The sequence below is a fragment of the Rothia nasimurium genome (assembly GCF_004569295.1).
Taxonomy (GTDB): Bacteria; Actinomycetota; Actinomycetes; order Actinomycetales; family Micrococcaceae; genus Rothia; species Rothia nasimurium_B.
The window spans coordinates 1-17,229 of the sequence record NZ_SPQC01000035.1; the positions used below are offsets into that span (position 1 = coordinate 1).

Here is a 17,229-nt window from a genome sequence, read left to right on the forward strand (position 1 = left end):
CTTGTTGGAAGAGGTGGATGAGTTGTTCTCGTTGGTGTTGGGTGAGTGAGCTTCGTGCTCGCATAGGAGATGCTCCCCATTAGTTGGTGACTGTTTTTTAGTAGTCCAACTTATGGGGAGCAGTTCAGGGCGTATAGGCGGGGCTTCTGGCAAAGAGAAACCGGCGCCTCGTTGCCGAGACGCCGGTTCCAAGAAAACACAATCACTATTGACTCTTAGCCACCTGCACCAAATGCAAGATCGCGATGGAGAGCCTCAGCGCTCTTCTTCTCGAGCTTGGTCCAGCCGTCAGATGCGTAGGTAACAAGCAACATTGCCAGGAGCCCCACGATGATTGCGTAGAGAACAAGATCGACAATGGTAACCATATGCTTCACACCTTTCAGTTTCGCCTTTGATACTGATGAATAAAAGTAAGAGAAGACCTCTTTAGTGATTTAAAGCATACCCACAGATTGGTGTGAAGCGCAATACTATTATCTAAAATTTTTAGTCATATTTTCAGAGGGGTGCGAAAAAGCTCCGCCGCTCCTTGCCAGGGCAAGAGGCGGCGGAGCTTACAGCACGTGAGAAACCGAAAGGAGCCGGTTTTCTCAGGTGGGCGTGATTACATCATGCCGCCCATGCCACCCATGTCGGGGGCGGCAGCTGCTGCTGCGGGTTCGGGCTTGTCTGCAACGACGGCCTCGGTGGTCAGGAAGAGACCGGCGATGGAGGCAGCGTTCTGCAGGGCAGAGCGGGTTACCTTCACGGGGTCGTTGATGCCTGCTGCCATGAGGTCTTCGTACTCACCGGTTGCAGCGTTCAGGCCGGTACCTGCGGGCAGGTTGCGGACCTTGTCGACAACGACGCCAGGCTCCAGGCCAGCGTTGAAGGCGATCTGCTTGAGGGGAGCATCGATAGCGACGCGGACGATGTTGGCACCGGTTGCTTCGTCGCCGGAAAGTTCCAGCTTCTCAAAGGCCTTAACGCCGGCCTGAATCAGGGCTACGCCGCCGCCGGGGACAATGCCCTCTTCAACGGCTGCCTTAGCGTTGCGGACGGCGTCCTCGATGCGGTGCTTGCGTTCCTTGAGTTCAACCTCGGTGGCGGCACCTGCCTTGAGAACTGCGACGCCGCCAGCCAGCTTGGCCAGGCGCTCCTGCAGCTTCTCGCGGTCGTAGTCGGAATCGGAGTTAGCGATTTCGCCACGGATCTGGGCTACGCGACCCTCGATAGCGTCGGCATCGCCGGCGCCCTCGATGATGGTGGTCTCGTCCTTGGTCACAACAACCTTGCGGGCCTGGCCCAGCAGGTCGATGGTTGCGGTGTCGAGGGAGAGGCCGACCTCTTCGGTGATGACCTGGCCGCCGGTGAGAATAGCGATGTCGGCCAGCTGAGCCTTACGGCGGTCGCCGAAGCCGGGAGCCTTAACAGCTACGGACTTGATGGAACCGCGCATCTTGTTGAGCACCAGCAGGGCCAGGGCTTCGCCTTCGACGTCCTCAGCGACAATCAGCAGGGGCTTGCCGGACTGCATAACCTTTTCGAGGACGGGGACGAGGTCCTTGACGTTAGAGATCTTGGAGCTAACGATCAGGATGTAGGGGTCTTCAAGAACAGCTTCCTGGCGGTCTGCGTCGGTGACGAAGTAGCCGGAGAGGAAGCCCTTGTCGAAGCGCATACCCTCGGTCAGTTCCAGGGTCAGGCCGAAGGTGTTGGACTCCTCGACGGTGATGACCCCTTCCTTGCCGACCTTTTCCATGGCCTGGGCAATCAGCTTACCGATTTCGGGGTCGCCGGCTGAGATAGATGCGGTTGCAGCAATCTCTTCTTCGGTTTCAACTTCCTTAGCTGACTCCAGCAGTTCGGCGGTGACGGCTTCTACAGCCTTTTCGATGCCGCGCTTGAGGGAGAGGGGGTCGGCACCAGCGGCGACGTTGCGCAGGCCTTCGCGGACGAGAGCCTGAGCCAGGACGGTTGCGGTGGTGGTACCGTCACCGGCGATGTCGTCGGTCTTCTTGGCGACTTCCTTGACCAGCTCTGCGCCGATTTTTTCGTAGGGGTCTTCGAGTTCAATTTCCTTGGCGATGGAAACACCGTCGTTGGTGATGGTGGGTGCGCCCCAGGCCTTCTCCAGTACAACGTTGCGACCGCGGGGGCCGAGGGTTACCTTCACTGCGTCTGCCAGGGTGTTTAGACCCTTTTCAAGACCGCGGCGTGCCTCTTCATCAAAAGCAATCAGCTTTGCCATATGGCTTTCGCTCCTTCTGGAACATTCGGGATGAGCGCGATTCTTCGGTGCCCGCGACGGACGGCGCAGCCCGGCTTGTGCTGCCATGGGGCAGGTGGGTGCGCCTCACCAGAGCATCGCTTCAGGTGTCTTACTCAAGAGCGGTTCGGCGGCTAAACCTAGCACATGATTTAGCAGTCGAAGCCTCTGAGTGCTAATACCAATCTTGGCACTTGAGCTCTAGGGGCGCAAACCTATTGCTCCCACAGCCGACCCTTAATCGCCCACAGCGCACAAGAGGTGGCGGGCAGGTCAGCGGTGGGCGGACGTCCGCTGAGCGTGAGCTAATGGCCCTAGCCTAGCTGGTAGGTGCCGGTTGCCGAGTCGTAGATGTAGTTACCGGTGGGGTCCAGGTAGAAGGTAGCGGTAGCCGGGTCGTAGCTGTAGCGCTCTACTGAGGTAGGTGTGGAGGCGGTAGAGGGAGAATCGGCGGCCCCGGTACCGCTGGTGGCAGAGTCCGTAGCGGATGAGGACGCCCCGGCTAGGCTGGTGGGGTCGAAGTCGACCCCCAGAACCACGTAGACAAGGGCGGTCTCAGCCTGGTAGTCCTGGGCGATGGTGGGCAGACCCAGGGTGTCAGCTATTTCGTTAGCTTCTGAGGAGACCCCGGTAGCGAAGTAGACCATAGATTCAGCGGTGTAGGCTCCCGCCCAGTTAGCGGTGGAGGTAACGGTGTAGCCGGCTGCTTCGAGGGCTGCGGTGGCCTGGGCGGCAGCACCGGTCGGGGCGCTGGAGTTGTAGACCTCAACGGTCACACTGGAGGGGTTAGTGGTGGGAGTAGCTTCAGTGCTCGGGCTTGCCGATGCGGTAGCGGTGGCGCTACTGGTTCCGGATGCCTCGGGGGCAGCGGTACGCGGAGAAATCACGTACATGGTGCCACCTACAATAAGGGCCAGCACGCCGCTGATAATAATTGCCAGCAGCCCTGCGCGGGAGGTTGCGTTATCAACAGGGGCACCGCGATAGGCGCCTCGGCGGGAGGTGTTTTCGTCGATATCGTCGAACTCATCGCGGGGGTAGCTGTTCACGGGCGTCCTCATGATCGTGCGCGGTGGCGGGCTTTTAGTTACTAGGGTACACGCTAGGTGCCGGTGAAGCGGGCTCACGCTCGCTGCCAGCCAAGAGGCTTAAGTCAAAGCATCGCGCTTGAGGCGTAGGCGGCGGGTGAGCACAGGTTCGGCAGCAATTGCTCTGGGATTGTCGATGAGGGCGTTGAGCTGCTGGTAGTAGGCCACCGGGGTAAGCCCCAGGGTGCGGGTAATAGCCTGTTCTTTACTGCCCTGGTACTTGAAGCGTTTTTTCTCAAGATTGAGAATTGCCGCTTCGTTCTCGGTGAGGCCCTCTTCGGGCTCGGTGGTCTCGCTGCTCATCTCTTCACTTTCGGTGGTCTAGTCTTAGTAGGGAGAATACCGCACCGACGCCCAAGGAGTACCGTGCCTGCCCGCCCCCTGTATGAGATTATGGCCCCGGACTGGGCCCAAGCCCTCGCCCCGGTGGAACCCCAGATTCGAGCCATGGGTAACTTTCTGCGGGCAGAGCACGCGGCCGGGCGGGCAACTCTACCCCCGGGGGCCAATATTTTCCGCGCTTTCACCTACCCCATGAGCGAGGTCAAGGTGCTAGTGATTGGCCAGGACCCCTACCCCACTCCCGGCCACGCGATGGGGCTGAGTTTTTCGGTGCGCCCCGAGGTTCGCCCCATTCCCCGATCGCTACAGAACATTTATAAGGAGCTCCAGTCCGACACCGGGCTGGTGCCCCCACCCCACGGGGATCTTACGGCGTGGAGCGCCCAGGGGGTTATGCTCATGAACCGGGTGCTTTCGGTAGGGGCAGGCCAGGCAGGGTCGCACCGCAATCTGGGCTGGGAGCAGGTCACGACCGCCGCCATCGAGGCGCTGGCGCAGCGGGGCACGCCCCTGGTGGGGCTACTCTGGGGTGCGGACGCCCGCAAATGCAGGCCCTTGCTCGGCGGCTACCCCTGTGTTGAGTCGCCCCATCCGTCACCGCTATCGGCCTCGCGGGGCTTCTTCGGTTCGCGGCCCTTTAGCCGGGTCAATGAGCTCCTGGTGCAGCAGGGGGCGCAGCCCGTGGACTGGGCACTCCCCTACTAGAACATAGCCATAGGGGCATATAGCTAGGTCACGCCAGGTTCCGCGAGCTCCTCGACCGTAAACGCCCTGTCATATCATCATCGTTGCAGCGCCCAGGGCCATCATGAAGTAGCTGGGTAGCTTCAACCGCCCCGCCCACACCAGCACAAAGTTCACCACGGTAAACACCGCCAGAGAAGTCACAGCGGCCCGCCAGGAGCCTCCCACGCCCAGGGTAAGCCCCGGCCATCAACAGGTTCCAAGCCAGCAAAACAGCCGGGGAATAGGGCTTCTTCTGCGCATTGACCTGAGCCAGACGGCGCTCGGCCCGGCCCCGACTCACACTCCCCTGGGCAATATCGTGTACCAGGCGGTAGAGCTGGTGCAGGGCCAGGTAATTCTCAGAGGTTGACCGCACCACCCGCACCAGGGTTAGCCCCAGCTTTTCAACACCCAGCCCACCAGCTTCGGACAGCTGCCCGCGCTCCGCCACCTCATCAAATTCAGAGACATAGTTAATCACGCTGGACTGGTAGGTGATATCAACCTCTACATCGTGAATACCGTACATAGCGCATACAGTCATGACAGCGGCATCTACGTCCGCAGCGTCAGCCCCGTAATGGAACATGGTCTCGGCCAGGCGCAGGGCAAAAGCCGAATCTCGTGGGTTTCTTTCTTCTGCCGAACCCGCTGCCGGTAGCGGGCTAAGGCCACCTGCGCCACCTGGCGCTGGGCCACACGGGCAAGGCCACGAATAGGGACGGTCAGGACTTGCTGGGGCTGGGCAAAAGAACGAAAGCCCCCGTTAGCGGTCACGCTTTTCTTTCTGCTCGCCGCCCTCAAGAGCGGGGCTCAGATAGCGCTGGATGATGTACTGCATGAGGTAGCTCCCCAGCACTACTCCAGAGGCCATGGAAAGAATAATGGCGATAGCCGCTACCATACCGGGCACACCGGCATCGGAATTAGCTTCGACCGTAAACAGGTAGAGGCCGCGGAAGACCGAGAGACCGGGGAGCAGGAAGGTCAGGGCCGGAACGTAGAAAATAGAGGCCGGGGCATGCAGGCGATAGGCCAGGAAGGTGCTCATCAGGCCAATCACTAGAGCGGCAAAAGCTGTATTGGCCCGCCCCGCACCGGCACCAAACATAAGGGTGTAGCCATGGTAGACCCAGAAGCCGCAGGTTGAAATCAGCAAGATCCACAGCAGGGTTCGCCAGCGGGCGTGGGTAGTCACGGCAAAGGCTAAAGAGGCCAGCATGAAGAAGGTGTAGCTGATACCCAGCCCTGCCCCCACAAATCGGGTTTCAGTGATATCGAGTTCGCTCACGCCCAGTACCGACAGCACCGCTACCGCCGAGGCCAGCCCCACCACGATACCCAGGAAGGACATACCGGTTGAGACGAACTTACCCGCCGCTGTGAGTGGGAAGCCGTTGAGGGCGTCCTGCACAGTCGAGACCAGCCGAGCAGTAGGTAGGAGCATGATGAGCCCGGCCGCCACAATGTGGGGCGCTGAGACGTGAAAGCCCACCTGAGAGAAGATAGATGCCTCATCCGATATATAAATAGCGGCGAAGGTAACCACACCGGCACCCGCTGCCATGTTAAAGAAGCCGGGCATCTTGAGCTTAGAAATCAGGCTGTTAACGAAGTGAATCGCCAGGAAGACGATACCGCCTACAGCTCCCGCCGCCAGGGACCCGCCCAGGGCCAGGACCAGGGAGAAAGCCGCCACGATGTTGGCCAGCATAATGACCATAGGTGAGTAGGGCTTTTTAGCGGTATTAATTGTGTGCAGGCGACGCTCGGCCCGGTGGCGGGGTAGGCCGCCAGCGGTGATGTCGTTAATGAGCTTATAGATGTCGTCCAGGGCGGCGTAGTTCTCTGACCAGGAGCGTACCACGCGCATAACCGTGTGACTAAAGCGTTCTTTGCCGGGTACTGAGTCTTCGGGTTCGCTCAGGTTAATAGCCCGGGTACGGTCATCGACCTCATCAATATCGGAGACGTAGTTGATAATCACCGACTGGTTGGTGATATCAATTTCTACATCATCCAGCCCGTATGCTGCACACACAGCCACAATCGCCGAGTCCACATCGACGGTATCTGCCCCGTAGTGGAACATGGTCTCAGCCAGACGCAGGGAGAAGTTGAGAACCTCGCGGGCCTCTTCTTTCTCTCGCACATATTCGGCGCGGTGGGCGGCGGCGATATTGAAAGGACGCTGGGCCAGGCGGGCAATGCCGCGCATGGGTTTGGTGAGCGACTGGTCGGTGCTCACAAAAGACTTGAGGGAGGAGCGCACCCGCGAGGGGCGTTTAGCAGCAGGACGACGGGGCGACGCGGGCAGTGCAACGGTGTGGGGCCCAGCCGCTGAGGGGTAGGAGGCCTGTTGCAGGCCGGTAACCTCATCCACGGCGGGGGTGCCCGCTGTGACCGGGCTGGTCTCTTCGTCAGGTTCAGCCGTCTGCAGGCTCAGGTCAGTGGCCGGGCCGAAGGCAGAGGGCACCTTGTAACTGGTGGGGGCCGCTAAATCAAAAGCGGACGCCGGTGCATCAGCGGCCCCGCTCACCGCAGGCCCTATAGTTTCTGCGGGAGTATCAAAAGCACTGGCAGGCTCCGTCTGCCCCAGATGGGCCAGGCGGTTACGCAGCTGCGGGTCCCGCACCTCATCAAGCGACACAACCGGCAGGGCCCCCCAGGTTAACGCAGACGAAGGGGCGGGGACGTCCTGCCCACCGGCGTCCGTACCCGGTAGCGGCTGCCCGGCACTCCTCTGCCCAGACGCCGGGCTTTCGCCCGGTACCGCGCGCGGTAGCAGAGCCGTCTGCCCAAAGGCCCCGGCCCCCGTGCCCTCCTCGGTGGGGGCCATATCAAAGGCAGAGGCGGAAGGGTAAGCCTTTTGTTGCAGGGGAGTCTTGCTGGGGGTCAAAGGGATTACTCCTTCCGCCTCTTACGGTGAAAGTTGTTCAGGCACAGCGCCCGCTGCGCCCAGTATGAACCGGGGTCGGTTTAGTAGAAGGGCTGGCCGGTCTTACGAACCCAGAGCTGGCGCATGACCTTCTCAACAGCCTGGTTCCAGGCCTTGTACTTGACCGGTGAAAGAACCTGGTCCCAGACGCCAACGTAGTCGATGACGTCCTTGGTGAAGGAGGTCTTGAAGAGACCCAGGCCGTAGTGGTGGTGGTCCTTATTCTTGAGCTCGCTCTTGGGCGGGGTGCCGCAGAAATCGTAGCTCTTAATCTCGAATTCCTTCATCAGGTCGGTCAGGGCGGTCCACTGCACCTGGTGGGAGTCGCCGTACTGCTTGCGGCGGGGCTTGGAGCCGCCGTCCTTGTAGGTGCCCTTCTCGCCGTAACGGATCACGTAGGCACCTACGGAGGGCTCGCCGTCCTCGTACGTGAAGTAGAGACGGCCCTGGCCGGCCTGCTCAAAGGTGGTCCAAAAGTCGCGGTAGTAGTCGTAGGAGCGCAGGTGGACGTTGGCGTTGCCCTGACCCACGGTGTCCATGAGAGCGTACATCTTCTTCATGTTCTCTTCGGTCAGAGGCACCCGCTCAACCTCGCAGCCCTCACGCAGCGAACGGCGCACGGCGTTGCGTCCGCGGGAGGAGAGGGACTTGAGTACGTCTTCTTCGCTCTTGTCGGTATCGAGAATGGCGGTGGAGTCGTTGGGCTGGATGTTCCAGCTCTTGACCAGGCCAGTCTTGGCCATAAAGGCATTGATGGAGTCGTCCGCGATGATATCGGGCTCAATCTTGACCGCGAAGACACCCAACTTCTCGCGCTTGATGAAGTCCTTGTTGGCATCGAGAATCGCGGGGATCTCTTCAACAGAGTTCACGCCGGGACCCTTGATCATGTACCAGATTTTGCCGAGGGCAGGTACGGACTTTTCGAGTACCAGGTTGTAGCTGGCAAAGGGGGCCTCTGCGCCGTCAAGGACGGTGGTGCCTTCGTAGACCAGGTAGAGAGGCTTCCAGCCGTGCTTGGCTTTGACGGAGGCGAAGGACGCTGACTGCAGCAGGTTGCCGCCACCGGGGCTGGCGATGACGTGGTCATCCCAGGAGGCGATTTCGGCGTCGGTAGCGAAGCGGGCTGTGAACTGTCGCAAGGTCCCTCTTTTTCTTTTCGGTGCGTGAGTGGGCGCGGGAAAGGTTTCAGCTTCCCAGTCTATCGAGACTGGGCGGGCTATGCACCCTGCGGGGGCCGTGAGTTTCGTCTGGTGTAGCTGGGTACCTGCTCTATCACCCCTTACCCGGGTACAGCAAAGCCCCCGCTTGCGATAAGCGGGGGCTTCACTATCAAACCGTTAGGCTGAGATTGCTCGACTAAACCGTATTATTCGGCGTCGTGGTCGGTCTCGAGGATCTTGACCAGGGTGTCGAGTGCTTCTTCAGCGCCTTCGCCCTCTGCGCGCAGAACGACCTTGTCGCCGTGCTTAGCGCCGAGTGACATCAGGGAGAGGATGGATGCTGCGTCCATTGCCTCGTCTGCGGGCTCGCCTTCAGCTGCGATGGTGACTTCAACGGGGAGGTCGCCTGCTGCTTCAGCGAAGATCGCTGCGGGGCGGGCGTGCAGGCCAACACGGCTTGCGATGGTGGCAATACGTTCTGCCATGGGGTTCTCCTTACAAAGGGGGTGCGGATTTGTTGTCCACTACTGAGTCTAAATCAGGGTGCGTATGTTTCGCTCGCGTTAACCGCTTATTTTGGTGTGATTTATTCAGGAGTGGGCTCTTAGCTTAGAGGCCGAGCTCGTCCAGAATCGGCAGGTGCTTGCGCGCTGCTTCCTTAGCTTCTACTGAGGAGATCTGGTCGAGGGCGTCGTTGGCGATCTGCTGTGCCTTTTCGGGGGTGACCGACTTGAGCACGGCGGAGACAGCTGCCATAGCACCAGCATTCATGGAGAGGGTGTCAACGCCCAGGCCGACGAGGACGACAGCCAGTGCGGGGTCGGCTGCTGCTTCACCACAGACGGAGACGTACTTCTTGACGCCAGCCTTGGCTGATGCTCGCTTGGCGCCTTCGACGGTCAGCTTGATCATCTTAAGGACGGCGGGCTGCCAGGGGTTGTTGAGGTGGGCCAGGTCGCCGAGCAGGCGGTCTGCTGCCATGGTGTACTGGGTGAGGTCGTTGGTGCCGATGGAGACGAAGTCGACTTCACCGAGAATCGCTTCAGCGTTGACGGCTGCTGCGGGGGTTTCGACCATGACGCCGCGGGTTGCCAGGCCTACTTCATCAACCATTTCCTTGAAGCGGCGGGCCTCTGAGGTGGTTGAGATCATGGGGGCCATGACCCAGATGTCGGCGTCGGAGCCGTCGGCTGCTGCCTTGATGGCTTCGAGCTGGCGTTCGAGGACGCCGGGCACGGTCCAGTCGGTGCGGTAGCCGCGGACGCCGAGGGCGGGGTTCTCTTCTTCCTTGACGTTGAGGAAGGGCAGGGGCTTGTCGGCGCCTGCGTCGAGGGTGCGGACGACGATGTGCTGGCCGGGGAAGGCGTCGAAGACGGCCTTGTAGCTGGCGGTCTGGGTTTCTACTGAGGGTTCAGCGTCGTGACCCAAGAAGCCGAATTCGGTGCGGAGCAGGCCCACGCCTTCGGCCTTGAGGCCGGCTGCCTTTTCTGCGCTCTTGCCGTCACCGACGTTGGCGTAGAGGGGCACGAGGGTGCCGTCTGCCATAGCGCCGGTGCCGTCGAAGTCGGGCAGTTCCTTGCGGTTGGCGTACTTTTCGGCCAGGTCGCGGTGCTCGTCGGTGACCTCGGTGTTGACGGTGCCTTCGTTGGAGTCAACGTAGACTTCGGTGCCGTTTTCGATGTCGGTGACGCCCTTGGCGGCAACGATAGCGGGCAGGCCGAGACCGCGAGCAAGAATCGCGGTGTGGGCCTGGGGGCCGCCGTCGGAGGTGATGAGGGCGATGACCTGCTTGGGGTCCAGGGTGGCGGTGTCTGCCGGGGCCAGGTCGATAGCTGCCAGGATGAAGGGGTCAGCTGAGACGGGGATGCCGGGGGCTTGCTGGCCGGTCAGTTCGGCAACGATGCGGGCGCGGACGTCGTGAATATCGGTGACGCGCTCGGCCATGTAGCCGCCGAGGGCTGCCATCTGGTCGGCGAAGGCTGATGCGGCTTCCCAGACTGCCAGTTCGGGGGCCTTGCCCTGCTTTTCAACGATCTTGATAGCGCTCTTGAGCAGGGCGCGGTCGGTTGCCATCTGGGAGGTGGACTTGAGCACGGCCTTGCCATCGCGGCTAGCGTGCTCGGCGCGCTCCAGCAGACCGTTCTTGACGGTTTCGGCTGCAGCCTTGATACGCTCGGCGGCCTGCTCGGGGGTTTCGTCGGCTGAGAGCTTCAGTGATGATGAGGGAGCCTTGATGGGCTCGGGCATCTGAAGGACTTTGCCGATAACGCGGCCGGCGTAGACGCCGACACCCTTGTAGGTAGTCATAGTGTTTTCCTTCTAAGAGGTTGAAGTGATTTAGGCGGTTGCCTCGGCCTTACGACCTGCAAGTGACTTGAGAACAATATACATGAGAGCTCCCACTACGGTACCTGCGATGGCGGCCACAAGGAACATGAGGGGGTTCTCGACCAGGGCTATAATCCAGACACCGCCGTGGGGAGCGGGTGAGGCGACGCCTGCGCCCATGGAGATAGCACCGGCGACGGCTGCGCCGACGACGGATGAGGGGATGACGCGCAGGGGGTCGGCGGTGGCGAAGGGAATGGCACCTTCGGAGATGAAGGAGGCACCCAGTAGCCAGGCTGCCTTGCCGTTTTCGCGTTCGGGGGCGCTAAAGAGCTTGGGGCGGACGGCGGTGGCCAGGGCCATAGCCAGCGGGGGCACCATACCTGAGATGATGACGGCTGCCATGACCTGCTGGGAGGCCAGGGTACCGGCGGAGAGGCCTGCGGTGGCGAAGAGGTAGGCTGCCTTGTTGACGGGGCCGCCGAGGTCGAAGCCCATCATGGCGCCCAGGATGATGCCCAGCAGAATGGCTGAGGCACCGGTCATGGAGTTGAGCCAGTTCTCAAGAGAGGTGGTCACCCAGGCGAGGGGGCCGCCGAGCAGGAAGAACATGAGGCCACCGGCGAAGAGGGTGGCTACCAGCGGGGTGATGACCACGGGCATCATGGAGGCGAGCCAGCGGGGCAGCTTGAGCAGGGAGAGCCAGTAGGCGCAGAGACCTGCGAGCAGACCGGCGACGATACCGCCGAGGAAGCCGCCACCCACCATAACGGCAACAGAACCGGCGATGAAGCCGGGGGCGATGCCGGGGCGCTGGGCCAGGCCGTAGGCAATGTAGGCTGCCAGGATCGGGACCATAGCTCCCAGGCCAAAGGCACCGATAGTGTGCAGGGCAGCACCCAGGTAGAGGGAGAGCGGGGTGTCGCCCAGGTTGGTGAGGGAGGCGCCGGAGAGGATAACTTCGGTGTCTACGTCACCCAGGTTGGGCATGGTGATGGCTTCGAGCATGAAGCCAATAGCCAGGATGATGCCGCCTGCTGCCACGAAGGGAATCATGTAGGAGACGCCGGTCATCAGGGCCTTGTAGATGCGGGTGCCCCAGGAGCCGCCGCCTTCTTCAGCGGTTTCTGAGGAGTCAGCTGCACCTGCGGCGACGCGCTTGCCGTTGGGCTTTTCAGCTTCGGCAAGGGCTTCTTCAATCATGGCCTTGGGCTCGTCGATGCCGCGCTTGACGGGGGATTCGACGTAGGGCTTACCGACGAAGCGTTCACGGCCGCGGACGGGCAGGGCAACGGCAAAGACGATGGCATCGGCTTCGTCGATCTCGGCCTGGGTAAGCTTGTCACCACCGGATGAGCCCTGGGGCTCAACCTTGAAGTCATAGCCCAGCTCTTCAGCGGCATACTTAAGGCCGTCAGCTGCCATGTAGGTGTGGGCGATGCCGGTGGGGCAGTTGGTCACAGCCACGATCTTCTTGCGGCGGGCGGGGGCTTCTGCTTCAGCAGCAGCTACGGAGCCGGACGCGGCGTCTGCAGCAGGTGCCTCAGCTGCCTTTTCGCGCAGGCCCAGGGCCTCTTCAACAAGGACGACAACCTCGTCAGCGGTCTTGGCTTCGCGCAGGGCAGCGGTGAAGGACTTCTTCATGAGGGAGCGAGCTATCTGAGAAAGAATCTTCAGGTGGGCTTCGTCGCCGTCTGCAGGAGCTGCGATGAAGAAGATGAGGTCGGCGGGGCCGTCCTTAGCGCCGAAGTCGACGGCGGGGTTGGGGCGGGCCATAGCCAGGGTGGGCTCGGTGACTGCTTCACTGCGGCAGTGGGGAATAGCGATACCACCGGGGATGCCGGTGTCGGTCTTTTCCTCACGGGCACGCGCAGCGGCGTAGAGGGTCTCAAAGTCGGTGGCGCGGCCAGCACCTACGACGGCACCAGCTAGATGCTCGATGACATCGAAGCGGGTCTCGCCGAGGTTCTCATCGAGGCTGATGAGATCCGCAGTGATAAGAGCAGACATGTGCTCCTCCTCGGATTGTGTTTTAGGGGTTTGAGAATGTGGTTCGGTTGGGGTTTAGAGGGCCAGCTCGCGCAGGGTGACTGCTTCGGGCGTGGTCGATTCGAGGGTGGGCACCTGGGTGCCGGGGAGGGAGGCTGCAGCTGAGCCGTGGGCTACCGCCTGCACCAGACATTCGGGCAGGGTTTTGCCCTGCTCGTGGGCAATCAGGAAGCCGGCCAGGGAGCAGTCGCCTGCGCCCACGGTGGAGCGCACCTTGATGGGGGCGTGGACGGCGTGCCAGGCACCTTCTGCGGTCACCAGCACGGCTCCTCCCCCGCCGAGGGTAGCAAGGACCATTTCGACACCGCGGTCGACCAGTTCCTTAGCCGTAGCTGCGGTGAATTCGGGGCTGGCTTCAAGCTCGTCCGCCATCTCGATTTTGCCGACCAACTCAGCGAGTTCTTCGGAGTTAGGCTTGATGAGGTTGGGCATGCCGTCCAGGCCAACCAGGGCGTCGCGCAGGGCTGCACCGGAAGTATCAACGGCGATGCGGGGGGCTTTCTCACCCAGGGACTCGCGGATAGAGCGACCCACAACGGCGTAGTAGTCGGAGGGGACGCCGGCGGGCAGGGACCCTGCCAGCACTAGCCAGGATGCCTCGATGGTTTCCTTAATCATGAGGCGGGTCAGCTGCTGCTGGGCCACGTCGTTCAGGGGCTCACCGGGGGCGTTGATCTTGGTGGTGGTGCCGTCAGGCTCAACGATGGTGATGTTGGAGCGAATCGGAGCACCAATAGGCATGTTAACGAAGGGCACCTCTGCCTCTTTGAGGCTGGCCAGTACGGGGTCTTCGTTGTCGCCGGGCAGCACCGCTACGGTTTCGAAGCCGGAGATATTGAGGGCGCGGGCAATGTTGACGCCCTTGCCACCGGGGTCGGACGCTGCCGCGACGGCGCGCTGAACGGCACCGCGCTTGATTTCGTGGTTCAGTTCCACGGTGCGGTCCATGCTGGGGTTAGCGGTTAGGGTAACAATCATGCGATGAGCACCTCTACGTTAGATTCTTCAAGCGCTGCGACGAGGTCGCCTTCGGGCGCTTTATCGGTAATGAGAGTATCGATGTCTTCAAGCCCGGCAAAGCGCACCAGGGACTCCTGGCCGAACTTGGCGGAGTCGCACAGGAGCACCACGCGACGGGCTGACTTGACGATGGCGGTCTTGACGATGGCTTCGTTTAGACCGGGGGTGGAGAGCCCAAATTCGGCGTCCAGGCCGTTGACGCCGATAAAGGCGATGTCGGGTCGGATGGTTTCGAAGTGGGCAGCGGCGCGGGTACCCACAGCGGCCCAGGTCATCTTGCGCAGCTGGCCGCCCACCATATCGAGCACCACGCCATCGGCTTCAGCCAGTTTCACGGCGATGTGAAGGGCGTGGGTGATGATGAGGCGGTCGGCGCCTGACTTGAGGGAGAAATCTGCGGCAGCAATGCGGTCGGCGAGGATTTCAATGGTGGTACCGGCGTCGAGAACTACCGCACCGGCGTCCGAATCGCGCAGCAACTCGTAGGCACGCAGGGCGATTTTCTGCTTTTCGGGGGTGTTCATGTTTTGACGTAGGGCGATAGACGACTCTACAGAGGTCGACTGCTCTACGGTTACGGCACCGCCGTGCACACGGCGCAGCTTACCGTCAGCTTCGAGGGCTGCTAGGTCACGGCGGACGGTTTCCATCGTGACTTCGTAGCGTCTAGCCAGGTCTGCGCCGTTGACACGGCGTGCAGAAGCTACAAGCTTCGCTATTTCGGCACGTCGTTCTTCAGCGAACATGTGTTTATCACCTTATACAACTGGAAGGTGGGTCGGGTGACCCTATCTACAGTTGATTTTATGTGGGTTTCTGTGGGCACGTCAATGTAAAACCCACGGTTACGAGTGTATTTCGGTGTTTTGGTTGGGTTTTTCGGTCACTTTCACTAGGGCCAGTGCCAAAACCCAACCGATAGCACACCCCAGGGTGTTGGCGAGGACGTCCATGGGCGAGCTGGTACGCCCGGGCATGAAATGCTGGATGGTTTCGATAGCCAGGGTACAGGCCAGACCGCCCAGGGGTACGAGCCAGGTGCGGGCCGGGCGCAGCAGCCAGGTGAAGAGAAGGCCACCGGGTACAAACATGACCACGTTCGACAGCCATTCCACCTGCCCGTAGCCAAACCAGCCGGGCAGCCAGCCGCGGGCGTGGCCGTCCGCAAGTATCCGAGCTAGGGTTTCGCCCGACCCTCCGGAGTCAACGTGGGTGGGCCAGAGAACGATGAAGGCGACGGCAACTACATACAGGCAGGTGATGCCCCAGAGAAAGATACGCCCCACTAGGGCTTACCTACCAGCAGGGGTTCCTTAACCTCTAGCCAGTGGGCAAGGCCCGGCAGGTCAACTTCGAAGGGTTCAGCGTTAGCGATAGTGCCGAACTCCCGGCCGTGGGTGGCAGAGAGGGCACGGCGAATCAGGGAGCCGTGGGAGACGGCGATGACGCGCTGGCCCGGGTAGTCGCGGGCAATCTGGCGCAGCACCTTGATGCCGCGCAGGTAGACGGAGCGTTCGCTTTCAACTCCGCTGTAGTAGGCGTCGGGCTCCTTGCGGGCCTCGGCTGAAATGTCGAGCCCCTCAGCTTCGCCGTAGCCGCGTTCGACCAGGTCATCGTAGGTGCGGTCGACGGTCAGATCGAAGGTGGCACCGATAATCTCTGCGGTCTCGTGGGCGCGGGAGAGCGGGGACGAAACCACCACGTCGAACTCGAAACCCCGGGCTTTGAGGGAGGCGGCGGTCTCGTGGGCCTGGGCGCGGCCGGTTTCGTTGAGGGGAATATCGCTGGAGCCCTGCATGAGGTGGGCCTTGTTCCAGTCGGTCTGGCCGTGGCGAATTAGCATGATGGAGGACGCCCGGCGGGCAGGTGCCAGGGGTACCACCTCACCGTTGTGGGGCACCAGCACTTTCTGGCCGGTGCGGGCGGTTTGCAGGCGGGAAATCAGCATGCCGTGCACCACGATAATCAGGTTCTTACCCGGATAGTCGGCCTCAACCTGGTCGAGAGCGTCTTCAACGCGGGCGAGGAAGTCGGCCAGGGGCTCGATGTCTGCGGTTTCGTTTTCTACCGTCTCCCAGAGGGCGGGGTTGTTCTGTACGCCTTCGAGGTCTTTGAAGGAGCGTTCTGCTAGGCCCGGGTAGGAGCCAAGGACGGGTAGACCCAGTTCGTCGGCGATGATGGCACCGGTTTCTGCGGCGCGGGAGAGGGGGGAGGTGACGACGCCGTGCCAGGTGAAGCCGGGGTGGGCGTCCTCTTGGGTCTTGGCGTATTCGAGCACGTTGTGGGCGGCAGCAAGCGCCTGGGCGCGGCCGGTGTCGTTGAGGGGTATGTCGCTGGAGCCTTGCAGGCGGTGTACGAGGTTCCAGTCGGTCTGTCCATGTCGAATGAGTACGCTAGGCATGGGTTCTATTATCCTCTCCCAGCCCACCAAGTGTGCGGCGGTGGGAGTGTTAGTTTGCTCCCGGGCAGACGGATCTGTGCACAAGCCTGCAACGGCTAGGTGCCAGGTACTCGTGACACACCGTATGCTCTCTTCTATTCGGTATGAGAGCATAGAACCATGTTTGAACTTCACTCAGCCCCCGCCCATTTTGCCCCCGCCTGCGCCGTCTTCGACTGCGACGGCGTCCTGCTCGACTCAGAAACCCTCTGGGGCGAAATCCAGGCCGAAATGTTCAAGCGCTACCGGGTAGACCTCACCCCCGAGCTCGAAGCCTCCCTCGTCGGCGTCTCCGCCGGCGACCTCGCCGACCGTCTCTCAGCCCTCACTCCGCTGGCGTCCGAATTCGATGGCTCGCCCGAAGCCTTCCGCGACAGCGTCTACACCACCATCACCACCACCGAATTCGACATCATCGACCGCGGCGTCACCGCAATCGACGGCGCCCTCGAAGCCATCAAACTGCTCTCAGCAAAAATCCCCGTGGCGGTGGCGTCCAACTCCGGTGGCAAGCTACTGACCAAAAAACTCACCCACTTCGGCTACACCCCCTACCTGGATACCTGGGTCTCCTTCCACGACGTCGAAGAAGGCAAGCCCGCCCCCGATATCTACCTCGAAGCAACCCGCCGCCTGGGATTCGCCCCCGAACAGGCCCTCACCATTGAAGACTCCGTCACCGGCATGACTGCCGCCACCGCCGCTGGCACCAACTGCCTGATTTACCAGGTAGAGCCGGAGGCCGCCACCCCCACTCCCCTGCTGACGGCAGGTATCGGGCGGTTCAGCTCCTTCACTGACCCCGACTTCCTCACCCAGCTCGACGCCTGGGTAGGGCATCTGCCCGACCGCGACCGCTAAACCCGCCAACTTCTCAAGGACGA

17 protein-coding genes are annotated in these 17,229 nt (G+C 61.6%); 2 read left to right on the plus strand and 15 right to left on the minus strand.

Annotation, left to right across the window (positions count from 1 at the left end; genetic code table 11):
* Positions 1–215: 215 nt before the first annotated feature.
* From E4U03_RS12890 to E4U03_RS09325, 4 genes are all read right to left on the minus strand, one after another.
* Positions 216–368, minus strand: coding sequence for a hypothetical protein (locus E4U03_RS12890; protein WP_167752383.1), 153 nt, complete (start codon positions 366–368; stop codon positions 216–218).
* A gap of 239 nt (positions 369–607) precedes the next feature.
* Positions 608–2,233, minus strand: a complete 1,626-nt coding sequence (groL, locus tag E4U03_RS09315) for a chaperonin GroEL (protein ID WP_135013265.1) — start codon at positions 2,231–2,233, stop codon at positions 608–610.
* Positions 2,234–2,565: 332 nt separating this feature from the next.
* Positions 2,566–3,300 carry a LytR C-terminal domain-containing protein gene (locus E4U03_RS09320; RefSeq protein ID WP_167752384.1) on the minus strand — a complete coding sequence of 245 codons (735 nt, stop codon included), beginning with the start codon at positions 3,298–3,300 and terminating at the stop codon, positions 2,566–2,568.
* A gap of 99 nt (positions 3,301–3,399) precedes the next feature.
* Complete coding sequence (locus tag E4U03_RS09325; protein WP_135013267.1) at positions 3,400–3,642, minus strand: DUF3263 domain-containing protein; 243 nt, start codon at positions 3,640–3,642, stop codon at positions 3,400–3,402.
* A gap of 63 nt (positions 3,643–3,705) precedes the next feature.
* Here E4U03_RS09325 and E4U03_RS09330 point away from each other — a divergent pair, with 63 nt between their 5' ends.
* On the plus strand, positions 3,706–4,386 hold the full coding sequence (locus tag E4U03_RS09330) for a uracil-DNA glycosylase (RefSeq protein ID WP_135013268.1): 681 nt from the start codon (positions 3,706–3,708) through the stop codon (positions 4,384–4,386).
* Positions 4,387–4,414: 28 nt separating this feature from the next.
* Here the strand turns inward: E4U03_RS09330 and E4U03_RS09335 are convergent, their stop codons facing one another.
* The 11 genes from E4U03_RS09335 to E4U03_RS09380 form a co-directional block, all read right to left on the minus strand.
* Positions 4,415–4,996, minus strand: coding sequence for a threonine/serine exporter family protein (locus E4U03_RS09335; protein WP_135013269.1), 582 nt, complete (start codon positions 4,994–4,996; stop codon positions 4,415–4,417).
* Positions 4,963–5,184 carry a hypothetical protein gene (locus tag E4U03_RS12895; protein ID WP_167752385.1) on the minus strand — a complete coding sequence of 74 codons (222 nt, stop codon included), beginning with the start codon at positions 5,182–5,184 and terminating at the stop codon, positions 4,963–4,965. The genes E4U03_RS09335 and E4U03_RS12895 overlap by 34 nt, the downstream gene beginning before the upstream one ends.
* Positions 5,174–7,306 carry a threonine/serine exporter family protein gene (locus E4U03_RS09340; protein ID WP_135013270.1) on the minus strand — a complete coding sequence of 711 codons (2,133 nt, stop codon included), beginning with the start codon at positions 7,304–7,306 and terminating at the stop codon, positions 5,174–5,176. Before E4U03_RS09340 ends, E4U03_RS12895 begins: the two co-directional genes overlap by 11 nt.
* An 80-nt stretch (positions 7,307–7,386) precedes the next feature.
* Positions 7,387–8,487, minus strand: a complete 1,101-nt coding sequence (locus E4U03_RS09345; RefSeq protein WP_135013271.1) for a lipid II:glycine glycyltransferase FemX — start codon at positions 8,485–8,487, stop codon at positions 7,387–7,389.
* A gap of 227 nt (positions 8,488–8,714) precedes the next feature.
* Positions 8,715–8,993 (minus strand): HPr family phosphocarrier protein, encoded by a 279-nt coding sequence (locus E4U03_RS09350; protein ID WP_135013272.1) that lies wholly within the window; start codon positions 8,991–8,993, stop codon positions 8,715–8,717.
* Positions 8,994–9,117: 124 nt separating this feature from the next.
* Complete coding sequence (ptsP, locus tag E4U03_RS09355) at positions 9,118–10,815, minus strand: phosphoenolpyruvate--protein phosphotransferase (RefSeq protein ID WP_135013273.1); 1,698 nt, start codon at positions 10,813–10,815, stop codon at positions 9,118–9,120.
* Between the two features lie 30 nt (positions 10,816–10,845).
* Positions 10,846–12,846, minus strand: coding sequence for a PTS fructose transporter subunit IIABC (locus E4U03_RS09360; RefSeq protein WP_135013274.1), 2,001 nt, complete (start codon positions 12,844–12,846; stop codon positions 10,846–10,848).
* A 54-nt stretch (positions 12,847–12,900) separates the two neighbouring features.
* Positions 12,901–13,863, minus strand: a complete 963-nt coding sequence (locus E4U03_RS09365; protein WP_135013275.1) for a 1-phosphofructokinase family hexose kinase — start codon at positions 13,861–13,863, stop codon at positions 12,901–12,903.
* The gene (locus E4U03_RS09370) at positions 13,860–14,651 is read right to left on the minus strand and encodes a DeoR/GlpR family DNA-binding transcription regulator (RefSeq protein WP_135013276.1); all 792 of its coding nucleotides are present in this window, start codon (positions 14,649–14,651) and stop codon (positions 13,860–13,862) included. The genes E4U03_RS09365 and E4U03_RS09370 overlap by 4 nt, the downstream gene beginning before the upstream one ends.
* A gap of 99 nt (positions 14,652–14,750) precedes the next feature.
* Positions 14,751–15,191 carry a VanZ family protein gene (locus E4U03_RS09375; RefSeq protein WP_135013277.1) on the minus strand — a complete coding sequence of 147 codons (441 nt, stop codon included), beginning with the start codon at positions 15,189–15,191 and terminating at the stop codon, positions 14,751–14,753.
* Positions 15,191–16,306, minus strand: coding sequence for a histidine phosphatase family protein (locus tag E4U03_RS09380; protein ID WP_135013278.1), 1,116 nt, complete (start codon positions 16,304–16,306; stop codon positions 15,191–15,193). Before E4U03_RS09380 ends, E4U03_RS09375 begins: the two co-directional genes overlap by 1 nt.
* A 159-nt stretch (positions 16,307–16,465) precedes the next feature.
* Between E4U03_RS09380 and E4U03_RS09385 the strand changes: the two genes are divergently transcribed.
* A complete protein-coding gene (locus tag E4U03_RS09385; RefSeq protein ID WP_135013279.1) occupies positions 16,466–17,206 on the plus strand; it encodes an HAD family hydrolase in 741 nt (246 codons plus the stop codon).
* The last annotated feature ends 23 nt before the right edge of the window (positions 17,207–17,229 follow it).

What these genes read in the sequence shown, in the direction of transcription:
- E4U03_RS12890 (WP_167752383.1), bottom strand. Translation starts at nt 368, where the DNA reads ATGGTTACCATTGTCGATCTTGTTCTCTACGCAATCATCGTGGGGCTC.
- groL (WP_135013265.1), bottom strand. Translation starts at nt 2,233, where the DNA reads ATGGCAAAGCTGATTGCTTTTGATGAAGAGGCACGCCGCGGTCTTGAA.
- E4U03_RS09325 (WP_135013267.1), bottom strand. Translation starts at nt 3,642, where the DNA reads ATGAGCAGCGAGACCACCGAGCCCGAAGAGGGCCTCACCGAGAACGAA.
- E4U03_RS09335 (WP_135013269.1), bottom strand. Translation starts at nt 4,996, where the DNA reads ATGTTCCATTACGGGGCTGACGCTGCGGACGTAGATGCCGCTGTCATG.
- E4U03_RS09350 (WP_135013272.1), bottom strand. Translation starts at nt 8,993, where the DNA reads ATGGCAGAACGTATTGCCACCATCGCAAGCCGTGTTGGCCTGCACGCC.
- ptsP (WP_135013273.1), bottom strand. Translation starts at nt 10,815, where the DNA reads ATGACTACCTACAAGGGTGTCGGCGTCTACGCCGGCCGCGTTATCGGC.
- E4U03_RS09360 (WP_135013274.1), bottom strand. Translation starts at nt 12,846, where the DNA reads ATGTCTGCTCTTATCACTGCGGATCTCATCAGCCTCGATGAGAACCTC.
- E4U03_RS09365 (WP_135013275.1), bottom strand. Translation starts at nt 13,863, where the DNA reads ATGATTGTTACCCTAACCGCTAACCCCAGCATGGACCGCACCGTGGAA.
- E4U03_RS09370 (WP_135013276.1), bottom strand. Translation starts at nt 14,651, where the DNA reads ATGTTCGCTGAAGAACGACGTGCCGAAATAGCGAAGCTTGTAGCTTCT.
- E4U03_RS09380 (WP_135013278.1), bottom strand. Translation starts at nt 16,306, where the DNA reads ATGCCTAGCGTACTCATTCGACATGGACAGACCGACTGGAACCTCGTA.
- E4U03_RS09385 (WP_135013279.1), top strand. Translation starts at nt 16,466, where the DNA reads ATGTTTGAACTTCACTCAGCCCCCGCCCATTTTGCCCCCGCCTGCGCC.